This window comes from Edaphobacter acidisoli, assembly GCF_014642855.1.
Classification (GTDB): Bacteria; Acidobacteriota; Terriglobia; order Terriglobales; family Acidobacteriaceae; genus Edaphobacter; species Edaphobacter acidisoli.
In genome coordinates this window covers 2,155,833-2,169,625 of sequence record NZ_BMJB01000001.1, presented here as the reverse complement: position 1 = coordinate 2,169,625, position 13,793 = coordinate 2,155,833, and the positions used below count along the sequence as shown (strand labels likewise).

The window sequence follows — 13,793 nt, the reverse complement described above, 5'->3', positions numbered from 1 at the left end:
CCGGCAATACTTTCCGGGCTACTGGTACAAATTGCTTGAGCGAATAGGAGTTGTCGATGTCATTTGTTTCGGATTTTTCTTCTAAGCTCATAAGATTCAATTAGATAAATATTTTGCTTGGGTTTGGCATGCAACCTGCTCTAGGTATATGCGTGATGGCGTCTGTAACGCCGGACGCACTGTTAAAGATCAGGAGCTAGACCATGAAGAAAGCTACGCAGAACATTAGCCTTGCAGTGCTCGTGCTGGGAGGTGCTTTGGGTGTATCAGCGTTTGCCCAGACCGCCAGCACGCCTGAGCCAACATCGACGCAACCCGCTGCTACCAGCAGCATGAATCCGAATGATAGTTCGACCTATGCGACCGGGCAGCCGCTCCAGATGCAGTCGAAGGAAGGCTTCTGGGGTCACGTAAACCCATTCGCCCGCAAGAAGTGGGTGAAGAGGCAGCTTGATCCGATCCGTGATCGTGACAACGAGTTGGATCAGCTTCAGGCCAAGAATGCTAACGATATTCGTGATGTAGACAGCCGTGCTCAGGCTGGAATCCACAAGGCGATGGATGCCGCAGGCACCGCTGACCAACATGCTCAGGACGCGTCAAACCGCGCCAACTCAGCCCAAACGCTTGCTGACAACACCAGCACCCGTGAGAACTCGCTGAATACGACCGTTGGCAACCTGGACAACTATCAGCAGGTTTCAGCGACCACGATTCCTTTTGCTTCTGGTCGCACCTCGCTGGGACCGAAGGGTAAGGCGGACCTCGATAACTTGGCAACCACCTTGCCAAACGAGAAGGGCTACATCATCGAGGTTCAGGGCTATAGCCGTTCGGGCATTGCTAACTCGCAGGCCATGGCAGACGCGGTTGCGCGTTATCTCGTTACCGAGCACCAGGTTCCTGTCTACCGTATCTACAAGACCGGCATGGGACGCGATACCGCCAAGTCCGACGAGGGCGGCGACACGATCCACAACGGCGTTCGCGTGGCTTTGATGCACAACAGCCTCGCAACCATGAACGCGAACTCGGCGGCGAATACGGCACCTGCCGCACCTGCAGCTTCAGCCCAGACCGGGACCAGCAACCCGTCTGAGATGAACAACCAGTAGCCCTCCCCCAAGGGCGGCGTTGTTCTCCTCGCCGCCCTCAAGTTTGCCGGGAATGCGGCCAAGATCGCACCCGCACCAAGCTCTCCTAACCAGAGAGAACCAAGGCAGATTGGCCCCTCGATGAGGGGCCGTTTTTTTGCCTATGTTTTTTGTCGATGTTTCTTATGGCTGGTTCAGATCTGCCCACTTCGAGCTCTATCTCTGGTCCTGTTCCGTCGAATGCCTTATCCCAGGGCGTTTCGCGCAATGACTTCTTTATAGAATGCTGCGCTCAGCTTCGGCGTGCGCTTCTGCGTTTTGAAGTCAACGTAGTGGATACCAAAGCGTTTTTCGTAGCCATCGGCCCACTCGTAATTGTCAAGCAAGCTCCATAGGAAGTAGCCCTTGACCGGCACGCCTTCAGAGACACCGCGGTGGAGCTGCGTCAGATAATTGCGCAGATACATGACACGATCTGTATCGAGTACCGTTCCCTCCGGCGTCATGACATCGGCCGATGATGCGCCGTTCTCTGTGATGTAAAGCTCAGGAATATTCCATATCTGAGTTGCCAGCTTTGGCGCCCAGTAGAGAGCTTCCGGGCCAATGGTGATCCAGGGGCTGTACATGTGTGGGTACGACGCTGGTGGAGGAACGATGGCATAACCTTCAGGCGAATCGCTGGCGCGCACATACGTTGGCTGGTAGATATTGATCCCGGCGAAGTCGAGCTTGCTGGAGATCGTCTTCAGGTCTTCCGGGGTGAACTTCGGCGCATCGGCCCCGAGCCGCTTCAGGTAGGCGTCGGTGTATTCGCCCGTCTGAACGACATTCATGTAGGGGGCATTCTCTTCGCGCATCGCTATTGCGGCTGCTTGAATATGCTCCGGGGTGTTCACTACGGGGGTTACGGCGATGATGTTCTCGGCCAAACCCACCTTCGTGCCGGGCCGCGCGCTCGCGCGAATTGCCTGGACTGCGAGGCCTTGTCCCAGCACAGCGTTGTGGCACACCTGCGCCAGTCCTGCACGGCTGAGCTTCAATCCCGGGGCATGTGTTCCTGTTCCGTAGCCAAGCTCGGTGAAGGTGCTGATCTCGTTGGTGGTCATAAAATGCCGCACGCGGTCGGAGAGGTGCGCGGTCACGTATCCGGCATAGTGCGCGAAGGCTTCCGATGTTGCACGGCTCTGCCAGCCACCCTTGTCCTCGAGCGCCTGCGGCAAGTCCCAGTGGTACAGCGTGGCGTAGGGCTGGATTCCATTGGCGAGCAACTCATCCACCACGCGGTTGTAATGGTCCAGGCCTTTGGGGTTTGGCGCGCCCGTGCCCTCAGGAAAGATGCGCGGCCACGCAATCGAGAAGCGGCACGTGTGCAGGCCAAGCGCCTTCATCAGCTGAACGTCTTCCTTGTAGCGGCGGTAGTCGTCATCAGCCACGTCGCCTGTGTCTCCATCGAAGGTCTTGCCCGGGGTGTGCGAGAAGGTGTCCCAGATGGACACACCACGTCCATCAGCATGCACAGCGCCTTCTACCTGGTACGACGCCGTAGCCGATCCCCATAGAAAGCCTTCGGGGAACTTATGCGCGCTGCCTGCACCGGAGGGGGCTTCGGCGCTGGAGAGCGCCGAAGTAGCAACGGGAAGCGATACTGCTCCAGCGGCAACGCCGAGCAGGCGGCCGAAGCTGCGTCTTGAAAATTTATGGTACATGGGCAGTTCTCCTTCTTTGGTCGCACGAGACGACCTGCGCAGCAATGTGAGAGCGCCGCGACATTACAAAGCTATAACGATTCACCGTGATAAGTAAAACGATTTAGAAGTCGGACCACTGTTTTCATGTGGGGCAGGTCTTCGCGCTAGGTGGGTGGCAGACCGAAGCGTTCGCGCACCAGTTCAAGAGCTTGTTGTTTGTCGGAAATGCTGCCTTCCAGTTGCGCATCTTCGGCGGCTTCGAGCATCGCCTTGAACTCGGGACCCGGTTTGTAGCCCGCTGCGATTAGCTCATAACCTGTCAGCAGAAGCTTCGGGTGGATGATCTCTGGCTGTGCTGCTTCATAATGCCGCTTCGCAAACTCGTAGAGTGAGAGGTCGCAATGCGCGGAGAGGCAGTCCATTCGGTGCAGCGCCAGGTGTTCCTCAAAGTGAGGCAGACGCAGAAAGCGCTTGAGTGTGGACTCGCGCATCTCCATGACATCACCGAAGCGCATATGGTTTTTGACCAGCGCGGCGATTTGCTCTGTGTCATCGGTGGAAAAGCGCAGGCGGCGAAGAATGACCTCCGCTACACGCACACCAACTTCGACGTGGCCATTAAAGCGGATGCGGTCGCCGGCTATAGCTGGATTGGGCGGTTGGAAGGTTGCGGGCTTGCCGATGTCGTGCAGGAGCGCACCCCAGGCGAGCGTCGGCGATGCCCCGGCAGGAAGCTTCTCAAGCAGCAGCATTGTGTGGACCCACACATCGCCTTCCGGATGGAACTGCGGTGGTTGTGCGACGCCGTGCAAGCGTACAACCTCGGGCAGGATCTGCGCGAGCAACCCGGTTGAGTCGAGTAACTCAAATGCAGTACGCGCGCGGCCTTCGGTCAGCATCAGGGTCAGTTCATCGCGGATGCGTTCAGCGCTCACCTGGTGGATGCTTGCCGCGTCCGCGCGCATTGCGGCGAGCGTACACGGTTCAATCTCGAAGCCAAGCCGCGAGGCGAAGCGCACGCCACGCAGCATTCGCAGCTTGTCTTCGGCAAAGCGCACGGTTGGGTCGCCGATAGCGCGGAGAGTCTCCGCCGCGAGATCGCTGCGTCCGCCAACAAAATCGAGCGCGGCCTTCGCCGCGTCTTCGGTTTCTTCAAAGACCACCGGATCGAGCAGCATTCCGTTGATGGTGAAGTCGCGGCGCTGCACATCCTCGCGCGGGTCAGAGGAAAAGCGCACCGCGTCGGGACGGCGGCCATCGCTGTAGACGCCGTCGTGCCGGAAGGTAGCTACCTCAGTTGAAACGTCGCCGTCGCGCACGAGTACCACGCCGAAGTGCGCGCCCACGGTCAGGGCCTTCGGGAAGAGTTCGAGCACTTCATCAGGCGTAGCCGAAGTCGCCACGTCAAAGTCCTTCGGCCCAACTCCAAGCAGCAGGTCGCGCACGCACCCGCCCGCGAAATACGCCTGGTGGCCGTGCTCGCGCAGTAGCAATGCGATTCTGCGAGCGGCAGCGTACTTCGGGTTGTCTGTCACGGGATGAGGCATCGTGTCACCTATGATAAAGAGATGGCTGAAGCGGCGGGACTGATTCTTGGCATTGAAAGCTCGTGCGACGAGACCGCTGCCGCCGTCGTGCGCGCAGGAAGCACCGCGCTCTCCAATGTGGTTGCATCGCAGATGTCGCTGCATGCCAACTACGGCGGAGTCGTCCCGGAGCTGGCCAGCCGCGAGCACCTGCGCAACATCGTACCCGTCGTCCGCGAAGCCCTCGCGCAAGCCAAAGTTGCTCTCGCCGATCTCGACGCTGTTGCCGTGACCGAAGGACCCGGCTTGGCAGGCGCGCTGCTGGTCGGCATTACCTATGCGAAGGCGCTCAGCTTCGGCCTCGGCAAGCCGTTGGTTGCCGTCAACCATCTCGAAGGCCACATCCACGCTGTGCTGCTCGAAGCACGACAGCGAGCGGGTGTTCCGATGGAGCTTCCTCTGCTGGCGCTGGTTGTCTCAGGCGGCCACACGCATCTGTATCTTGCGGAACAGGCGGCGAATGACACGTGGACCTATCGCAATGTGGGTCGCACGGTGGACGACGCGGCGGGCGAGGCCTACGACAAGGTCGCCAAGCTGCTCGGTCTCGGCTACCCAGGTGGTCCGTGGATCGACGCGCTCGCGCCGCATGGCAATCCGCGGGCCGTGCCGTTCGCCTTCGGCCAAATCAAGACTCGCGCCACAAAGGCCGCTCAAGCCGAACACAGCAAGCATTCCTCATCGCAGAAGCCTGGAAAGCCTGCGCCAGCGTTCGACTTCTCTTTCAGTGGTATCAAGACCGCTGCCCGCCGCTATGTCGAAACGCACCACATGAAGCCGGGAATCGAGTATCGCCATGCAGAGCTTGCTGCCAATCCACAGATCAAGCCGCAGTCGCCGGAAGCGGTGCAGCTCTGCAACCCGCAGACACTGGACCTGATCGCCAGCTTCCAGCACGCCGTCGTCGGCAACCTGCTGCGCCAGACCTTCGCTGCTGCCGAGGCGTTCGGTGCGCGTGGCATTATCGTTTCGGGTGGAGTCGCGGCGAATCGTGAGCTTCGCCGCCGCTTTCAGGCAGAAGCCGATCGCCGCAGCCTGCCGGTGGCATTTCCGTCGCTGGCGCTTTCCACCGACAATGCCGCCATGATCGCTGCTGCGGCCTGGCCTAAGTTTCTTGCCGGAAACTTCGCTCCAGAAGACCTTGGGGCGACGCCGCAACTCCGGCTGGGCCAGCAATAGTAAAATCTTCAGGGACACCAACAAAATCAGCACCAGCGCCGTGCCCCGAGCCCGGCAGCGGCAGGGACAAAGCGCACGTGGCACAAGAGAACTCCAGCATCCAGCTCTTCAATACGCTCTCCGGCAAAATCGAATCGCTCGCGCCCCTTCCCGGCCCGGCAATGCGCATCTACTGCTGCGGCCCGACAGTCTACGACTACGGCCACATCGGCAACTTCCGCACGTTCCTGCACGTCGATGTGCTGCGCCGCGTCATTCTGCAGCAGGGTATTTCGGTGCAGCATGTCATGAACGTGACCGATGTGGACGACAAGATCATCCGCAACGCTACCGCTGCTTCGCTGCCCATCTCGCAGTACACGGCCAAGTACGAGAAGGCATTTTTTGAAGACCTCGAAGCACTCTCCATTCAGCGCCCGGAACAGATTGCCCGCGCCACCGAGTCCATCCCCGATATGGTTGGGTTGATCGAAAAGCTCGCGGACAAAGACATCGCCTACCGCGCCGAAGACGGCTCCTGGTACTTCCGCATCGCGCGCTTTCCTGAGTACGGCAAGCTGTCGAAGAAAGACTTCGAGGGGATCGAAGACGGCGCACGCGTCGATGTGGACGAGTACGACAAAGATGCTGCGCGCGATTTCGCCCTCTGGAAGGCCGCCAAGCCCGGCGAGCAGTCCTGGGACACAGCGCTCGGCGCAGGGCGCCCGGGCTGGCATATCGAGTGCTCGGCGATGGCGACGAAGTTCCTTGGCGTGAACATCGACCTCCATGCCGGCGGCGAAGACCTCATGTTCCCGCACCACGAGAACGAGATCGCCCAATCCGAGTCGGCCAACGGGCATACCTTCGTTCGCCACTGGATGCACGTCCGCTTCCTGCTGGTCGAAGGCAAGAAGATGTCGAAGTCCGAGGGCAACTTCTACACGCTCCGCGACCTGTTGCTCAAGGGCCATCGTGCGTCGGCTATCCGCTTCCTGCTCATCTCCGTGCCCTACCGGCACCAGATGAACTTCACCTTCGAGAGCCTGGAAGAGAGCAAGAACGCCATCGACCGCCTCCGCACGTTCCACCGCAGGCTCGTCGAAGGTAAATGGTCTGACGAACCCGCAGACTCCGAGTTGGCAACGCTGATAGCTGAGTCCGAGCGCAAGTATCGAGCCGCACTCGCCAACGACCTGAACACCGCCGAGGCACGCGCAGCAGTCTTCGATATGGTTCGCGCCGTCAACATCGCCGCCGACGCGGGCAAACTCACGAAGCGTGACACAGAATCAGCCCTACAAGTGCTCACACTCTTCGACGGCGTCTTCGCGGTCCTCACTGACAATGATGCTGCCATCACGCGCGCGGCTCTCGCGTGGGCCGAGACTGAAGGCCGCCTCGGCGAAGCATCACCCGAACTGGTTGCGACGCTCTCGCTCTCCGACGCCGACATCGAGGCGCTGGTCGCCGAGCGCACCCAAGCGAAGAAGGCACGCAATTTTGCTCGTGCCGACGCCATCCGCAACGATCTGCTCAGCAAAGGCATCCTCATCGAGGACTCCAAAGACGGCGTGCGCTGGAAGCGGAAGTAACGCCAATCCGATCCAAATGAAGTGTCATCCTGAGCGAAGCCTCTCGCAGTTTTATCGCGAGAGGCGGAGTCGAAGGACCCGCGGTTTCCTCCCGCGGCACCGCCATTTCCTGAAAATGGAACATCGCGTCCACCAGAGCTGAGTCTTTTTCCCAGGGTGCAACGTAGAAGACGGTATTGGTCTGACCTCTTATGCGGATTCCTTCATTTCTTCTCTGCCTCCTCGTGGTGGCCCCGCTCAACGCGGCGGTCATCGGCGCCAGCAAGCCTGCTGAATCCATTACGGCTGCACGCATCGCCATCTTGCCCAAAGGCCAGCGCGCCGCGTGGATGGCGTATCTCAGGCGCTCTGAAGAGCAGATGCGCAAGGACAAGGCCGCGCTGGCCGCTGAGCGCAAGCCCGGTGTCCCGATCCCTCCAGTGCCGAAGGAAGCATTCAGCGGACGCTCGATGCCGCTCCACCGCGATGCAGCGTGGTACGGTAGCGTGGAAGCTCGCCACATCGCCGACGTGATCGTCAGCTTCCAGACTCCGGCCGGCGGCTGGAGCAAGAACCTCGACATGAGCGGACCACTTCGTCAGCCGGGGCAGAGCTACACGACTGACAATATCTCCCGCTTCCTCGGCCCGGACGATTTCGACACCCCCAAAGATCCAAATTGGAACTACGTCGGCACTCTCGACAACGACGCCACAAACACCGAGCTGCACTTCCTCGCGCTCGTCTCCGGCCAGACGCCGGGACACGAAGGCGATAAGTATCGCGCCAGCTTTCTACGTGGCATTCACTATCTGCTGTCCGCGCAGTTTCCCAATGGAGGCTGGCCGCAGGTCTGGCCGCTCGAAGGCGGCTATCACGACGCCATCACCTACAACGACAATGCGGTTACTGAATCAGCCGAGACCTTGACCGATGTGGCTGGAGGGCAAGGCGATTACGCATTTGTTCCGGCAAAGTTGCGCCATGAGGCGGCTGCCGCAGCGGACCATGCTCTCCAGTGCATTCTGGCGACGCAGATTGTGGTTAACGGAAAGAAGACAGTCTGGGCGCAACAACACGACGCGCTCACGCTGCAGCCAGTTTCGGGCAGGAACTTCGAGCCCGCGGCTCTGTCCTCTGGCGAAAGCTCCGATGTGCTGATTTACCTGATGTCACTGCCGCACCCTTCGGCTGCTGTTGTGAGTGCGATTAATGCGGGAGTCGCGTGGCTCAAACAGGCAGCCGTTGATGGAGAAGAGTGGACAGGGGGACGTCGTACGCCCGGAGGCAGGCATCTGGTGGCGCAAGCCGGAGCAGGGCCAATCTGGGCGCGCTACTACAGCCTTACTACGGGCAAGTCTATCTTCGGTGACCGCGATAAGACCATCCACGACAATGTCAACGAACTCTCTCTTGAGCGCCGCAATGGCTACTCCTGGTTCAGCGCTGGTCCTGAACAGGCCATCGAAACGTATACCGCCTGGAGGAAATCACACAGCTAAATGGAAAACATGGGGGGCGCGAGAACTCGTAGCCTTTGATTCTCAGAATGTCCAGGCTTGCCGCAGCACACAGCGATGCGTACTCAGCACTGCTAGCTGGTGCTTGTGGCACTGCAAGCCTACATGTGGATGGTCCAGCCCAGCTCCGCCAGCTTCTCTTCGATATCGGCAAGCGCCAAGGCGAGTGCTGAACGCCGGTGTGGGCTGGATGTTCGCTCCGACAGGATGCGTTCGCGCTGCAACTCCAGCGCCTGCCGCTGCCGTTTACGCTCTGCAGCCTCTGCGTTGGAATCTGGTGTAAGAGGCTTCGGAGTTGCTGCCTGTGCTTGTTGTTCTTCCACGGATTTGCTCTCCCATCCTCGCGACATACTTTAATACTACGCCGCTGGCAATGGACTCTGAAGAGTTAGATGCGTATGCACGACCCGCCGTTATCAGGTCAGAGCCCGCTCTGAACGTTTTGCGAGAAGTGCGTTGGCGATGGCTTGTCCGTGAAAGCGGCCGTTTTCGATGAAGATCTCGTTCGTCCGCTCGCCTGCAACGATGACACCGGCCAGATAAATGCCCGGCACGTTGCTCTCTAAGGTCACCGGGTCGCAGATAGGGCGGCGGTCATTGCCTTCATCCAGCTTTATCCCAAGCTGTTCGATGAAGGTGAAGTCCGGGTGATATCCCGTCAGCGCGAAGACGAAGTGGTTCTTGAGCGTTTTGGGGCCTTCAGGTGTGGACAAGGCAACTTCATCTTCAGAGATGTGTGCGACGGTGCTGTTGAAGTACGCCTTGATCTCGCCGTTTTTGATGCGGTTGTTGATGTCGGGCAAGATCCAGTACTTCACGTGCCTGTGCATCTCAGGCCCGCGATGCACGAGGGTTACATGCGCGCCGTGCCGCCACAGATCGAGAGCCGCAATCGCCGCCGAGTTCTTGCCGCCGATAACCAGCACGTCGAGTCCGTAGAAGGGATGTGGCTCGTCGTAGTAGTGGCGCACCTTGTTCAGGTCTTCGCCAGGGATGCCGAGGTAGTTGGGCAGGTCGTAATAGCCAGTTGCCACGACGAGTCTGCGGGCATGGTGTTCGAGTGCGCGGCCGAAGCGGTCGGTCGTGTGGACGGTGAAATCGCCCTCGCTGCCCGTGACGCGTTCGACGTTCTCATACTGGCGAATGTCGAGGCGATAATGGTCGGCGACTTTGCGGTAGTACTCAAGCGCCTCACTGCGGTTGGGTTTCTGATTTGGGCTGGAGAAAGGCATGTCGCCGATTTCGAGCAACTCCGGCGTCGTGAAGAAGACCATGTTTGCGGGATAGTGAAAGAGCGAGTTGCAGAGACAACCCTTATCCACGAGAAGGGTTGAGAAGCCCGCACGCTGCGCCTCGATCGCGCAGGCCAACCCGGTAGGCCCTGCGCCAATCACAAGCAGATCGACCATCTCTGTGCCTGCGCTATTGCTCATACCTTCATCTTATCGAAGGTGAAAGCAGTGACAGAGACGAAGGGTTATCCGGGAATACAGGCGGAGGCGTATGGCTGGAGAGCCTGCTGGATTCTGTGGATGGTGAGTTCGTGCGGGGTTGCTCGCAGATCACCCGCTCGCACGGCCCTGTACTGATCGGGCATGATTGCCGAAAGTAATGTCTCCGGCACGCCGGTTGACTCAAGGTTCGTCATCAGCAGATCGACTGCTGCCCTCACCTCTGGCGCCGGCCAGTAGTAGCGGATGCGGTCGCTGTAGCTATAACGATGCAGCAGACGCAACTCCTCTGGACTGCCGTGGTAGTGTTTGTGCCAGTGTTCGGGATGCAAAAGCATGACCCGTTCGACGGTCTCGGCCAGGTGCGAGCAGCGACCATGAGGAACTAACTCCTGCTCAATGCGTTCGAGTGCGAAGAGGGCCTCGCGCAGGGCAAAGGTTAGGGCAGGGCCGACCTTCAGAATCGCAAACCCATCGCGGACCAGTTCTTTATATGCGAATGGCTTTTGGTAGTCAGTAGAGTGGGCCTCGAAGACGATATGGTCTTTGTCGCGTAGCAGCTTGCACAGGTCTACAGTTTTGCTTGAGTCGTAATCGACAACACTGGTGTGGTTGAATTCGACTCCGGGCTGCACAACCAATGCAATGACGCGCGGCCATACGTCGCGCAAGCCTGCGGCAAAGAATACTTCGCGATGGATTTCGAGCGTGCGTTCTGCATGAGCATACGACGTCACCTGCAGCTCGTTGAGTGATTCTGTGGCTCCTCCGGGAATCGGTACTTCCGTGCCGATGACGTAGTATCTTGGGGCGCCGCTGCTTGCTTCTTCAGCGGCACGGCATAGGCGCGCCGCCCGCTCGGCGACGACACTGTCGGGTAAGGGGGCCTGGTCGCCCTTGCACGCCATGCTGGCGTCGAGATGGATCTTGGTAAAGCCTGCGCGGGAATACTCGGTGACCATCGCTTCAGCAAGCAACATGGCTTCTTCGGCGGGAAGGTGTTGCCAGGGATTGGGACCGAGATGATCGCCTCCCAGGATGAGCCTCTCCGGGGCAAGGCCATGTACTTTGGCAAGGCCAAGTGCAAACTCGCGGAAATCGTCAGTGCGCATTCCGGTGTATCCGCCGAGCTGGTTGACTTGGTTGGATGTGGCTTCTACCAGCAGGGCGGAGTCGTTCATCACTGCCTGGCGCATCGCAGCCTCAAGCACAAGAGGGTGCGCAGAACACACTGAGTAAATGCCGATGGGAGAACCGCTGCGGTAATAAGTATGAAGCTGGCTGATAATGGTCATGGTCTGTAAAGAGCTATTTGTTGTTGCGAAAAATAATCTTTTATTTCTTTTTACAACAAAACTTGATAAAAAGTAACAAATGGTTTGTGGTTATTTTCCGTCACGGAGTGAGTCATGACTAGAAGGCCTTCTCTCTGCACCCGCCGCGAAGCACTTAAAGGGCTTGCACTCTCTGCTTCGGCTCTTACGCTGGCACCGAAGTCGATGTTTGGAGAAGCTCTAGCTGGGACAACTAAACTCCCGAATATCGTGGTGATTCTTTCCGACGATGTTGGCTATGGCGATCTCGGATGCTATGGGGGAACCGGCGTTCATACCCCGAATATCGACAAGCTCGCAAAGGGAGGGCTGCGGTTTACGGATGCGCACTCTGATGCTGCTACGTGCACTCCGTCGCGTTATGCGCTGATGACCGGTGAGTATGCCTGGCGTAAGCCGGGCGCACATATCCTGCCTGGCGATGCGGCATTGTTGATCGATCCGGCCAAGCCATCGCTGGCGTCCACACTGAAGCGAGCAGGCTATGCCACAGGATGCGTCGGCAAGTGGCATATGGGGCTTGGTAATGGGAATATTGATTGGAACGGCGACATCCGCCCAGGTCCCAATGAGGTTGGGTTCGATTATTCCTTCATCATTCCGGCGACCCCGGATCGCGTGCCGTGCGTCTATGTGGAGAACCATCGCGTGGTGGGTCTCGACCCGAAAGACCCGATTGTTGTGAGTTACAAGGAGAATATCGGGACCGATCCAACCGGGCACGACCATCCGGAACTGCTCAAAATGGGCCTGAGCGACGGTCACGACGGCACGATCGTCGATGGCATCAGCAGGATTGGATTCATGAGCGGTGGCCATTCAGCGCGCTGGGTCGACGAGATGATGGAGAAGACGCTGGCACGGAAAGCGACTTCATTTATCGAGGAACACAAGAGCCAGCCGTTCTTCCTCTACTTTGCTACCAGCGATATTCATGTTCCTCGTGATCCCAACAATCAGTTCGTCAATACAAGCGCCTGCGGGATTCGCTGCGATGCAATTGAGCAGCTCGACTGGGCCGTTGGACAGGTGATGGAGACTCTGGACAAGCTCAACCTCACAGACGATACGCTGATCGTGTTCAGCAGCGACAACGGCCCGATCGTCGATGATGGATATGCCGATGGTTCAGTAGAGCACCTGAATGGGCACAAGCCGGCTGGCGCGTTTCGCGGAGGGAAGTACACGATCTTCGAGGGCGGCACGCGAATGCCTTTCATCACCTCCTGGCCTGGACACATTCAGCCCGGCACGTCCGATGCCCTGGTCGGTCAGGTCGATCTTCTGGCCTCGTTTGGAACTCTTGCGGGTGTGCCAGCCGCTGAACGGGAAGTTCCAGACAGCACGAATCAAATCCAGGCGCTACTGGGGAAGGCGAAGACCGGCCGCGAATACATCGTGGAGGAATCTACCGTTCTGGCGATTCGCAAGGGGCAATGGAAGCTGGTCGATGCAAATCAGCCAGTAGGCCGAGGCCACGGTTCCAGGACAGATACAGAGGGAGTCGAGTATCAACTTTACGATTTAGCCCACGATATCAGCGAAGCAAACAACGTTGCTCAGACGCACCCAGAGATTGTCCGCGAACTCGCCGCAAAATTAAAAGAAATACGTGCGCAAGGACACAGCTAAAAACACGAAGAGCTAGCCTAGTTGTCCAGCACCACGAGTTTATGCGCGATGGCAAACAGCGCCAGTTCGAGACGAGTCGAAACGCCGGTTTTGTCAAAGATATTCGAGAGGTGCCGCTTGACCGTCTCTTCACTGATGGAGAACTGCTTGGCAACATCTTTGTTGCTGCATCCTTCGACGATGCAGGTGACGACTTCAAGCTCGCGCGGAGTCAGCCCATAAGTCTTGCGCTCGGGTACTGCCGCCGCCTCTTTCATCAACTCATTCAACTTGGAGACTAGATTGGCGACACGCTCGCCACCGATCCAGTAATCACCGGAGAGAACGGCGCGCAGGGACTTCGACAGATCGCCGGCGACGGCGTCTTTCAGCACGATGCCACGCGCGCCAATCTGCAGGGCCTCAATGATCTGCTGTGTCGAGATGGTGCTGGTGAGCATGATGATCTTGACACGCGGCGATTTGCTCATGATGGCGCGCATCGCTTCGAGGCCAGGCAGACGCGGCATCAACAGGTCGAGCAGCAGGATGTCCGGTTCGAGCTCGAGTGTCTGTGTAATGGCGACATCGCCATCCTCGGCCTCGCCGACGACTTCGAAGCCATTCTCATTTTCGAGCATGTTTCTGACGCCAAAGCGGACAACTGGATGATCGTCTGCGACGACGACGCGAATGGGGGTTACACCTGCTCCGGCCTCAGAGGTTTTTTTCACAGCTTCCTTCATGCGTGACATCTCCTCGAAATGTTCCACG

General features: G+C 58.7%; 11 protein-coding genes. 5 read left to right on the top strand and 6 right to left on the bottom strand.

The features are described from left to right. Positions 1-203: 203 nt before the first annotated feature. The gene (locus tag IEX36_RS08745) at positions 204-1,115 is read left to right on the top strand and encodes an OmpA family protein (protein WP_188758960.1); all 912 of its coding nucleotides are present in this window, start codon (positions 204-206) and stop codon (positions 1,113-1,115) included. Positions 1,116-1,339: 224 nt separating this feature from the next. On the opposite strand, the gene IEX36_RS08740 is transcribed toward IEX36_RS08745, so the two are convergent. After that, on the bottom strand, positions 1,340-2,803 hold the full coding sequence (locus IEX36_RS08740; RefSeq protein ID WP_188758959.1) for a GH1 family beta-glucosidase: 1,464 nt from the start codon (positions 2,801-2,803) through the stop codon (positions 1,340-1,342). A gap of 146 nt (positions 2,804-2,949) precedes the next feature. Further along, complete coding sequence (locus IEX36_RS08735; RefSeq protein WP_188758958.1) at positions 2,950-4,332, bottom strand: CCA tRNA nucleotidyltransferase; 1,383 nt, start codon at positions 4,330-4,332, stop codon at positions 2,950-2,952. Between the two features lie 21 nt (positions 4,333-4,353). Here IEX36_RS08735 and tsaD point away from each other — a divergent pair, with 21 nt between their 5' ends. From tsaD to pelA, 3 genes are all read left to right on the top strand, one after another. Beyond that, the gene (gene tsaD, locus IEX36_RS08730) at positions 4,354-5,550 is read left to right on the top strand and encodes a tRNA (adenosine(37)-N6)-threonylcarbamoyltransferase complex transferase subunit TsaD (RefSeq protein WP_188758957.1); all 1,197 of its coding nucleotides are present in this window, start codon (positions 4,354-4,356) and stop codon (positions 5,548-5,550) included. A gap of 77 nt (positions 5,551-5,627) precedes the next feature. Then, on the top strand, positions 5,628-7,124 hold the full coding sequence (cysS, locus tag IEX36_RS08725; protein WP_188758956.1) for a cysteine--tRNA ligase: 1,497 nt from the start codon (positions 5,628-5,630) through the stop codon (positions 7,122-7,124). Between the two features lie 191 nt (positions 7,125-7,315). After that, entirely contained in the window at positions 7,316-8,605 is a 1,290-nt protein-coding gene (gene pelA / locus IEX36_RS08720; RefSeq protein ID WP_188758955.1) for a pectate lyase, read from the top strand. A 119-nt stretch (positions 8,606-8,724) separates the two neighbouring features. On the opposite strand, the gene IEX36_RS08715 is transcribed toward pelA, so the two are convergent. The 3 genes from IEX36_RS08715 to IEX36_RS08705 all read right to left on the bottom strand — a co-directional run bounded on the left by IEX36_RS08715 (position 8,725) and on the right by IEX36_RS08705 (position 11,369). Then, entirely contained in the window at positions 8,725-8,946 is a 222-nt protein-coding gene (locus IEX36_RS08715) for a hypothetical protein (RefSeq protein WP_188758954.1), read from the bottom strand. A gap of 93 nt (positions 8,947-9,039) precedes the next feature. Continuing rightward, positions 9,040-10,056 carry a YpdA family putative bacillithiol disulfide reductase gene (locus IEX36_RS08710; protein ID WP_188758953.1) on the bottom strand — a complete coding sequence of 339 codons (1,017 nt, stop codon included), beginning with the start codon at positions 10,054-10,056 and terminating at the stop codon, positions 9,040-9,042. Positions 10,057-10,100: 44 nt separating this feature from the next. Next, complete coding sequence (locus IEX36_RS08705; protein WP_188758952.1) at positions 10,101-11,369, bottom strand: D-tagatose-bisphosphate aldolase, class II, non-catalytic subunit; 1,269 nt, start codon at positions 11,367-11,369, stop codon at positions 10,101-10,103. Between the two features lie 114 nt (positions 11,370-11,483). Between IEX36_RS08705 and IEX36_RS08700 the strand changes: the two genes are divergently transcribed. Continuing rightward, entirely contained in the window at positions 11,484-13,040 is a 1,557-nt protein-coding gene (locus IEX36_RS08700) for a sulfatase family protein (protein WP_188758951.1), read from the top strand. 17 nt (positions 13,041-13,057) lie between these two features. Here the strand turns inward: IEX36_RS08700 and IEX36_RS08695 are convergent, their stop codons facing one another. Beyond that, positions 13,058-13,765, bottom strand: coding sequence for a response regulator (locus IEX36_RS08695; RefSeq protein WP_188758950.1), 708 nt, complete (start codon positions 13,763-13,765; stop codon positions 13,058-13,060). Positions 13,766-13,793 lie beyond the last annotated feature (28 nt).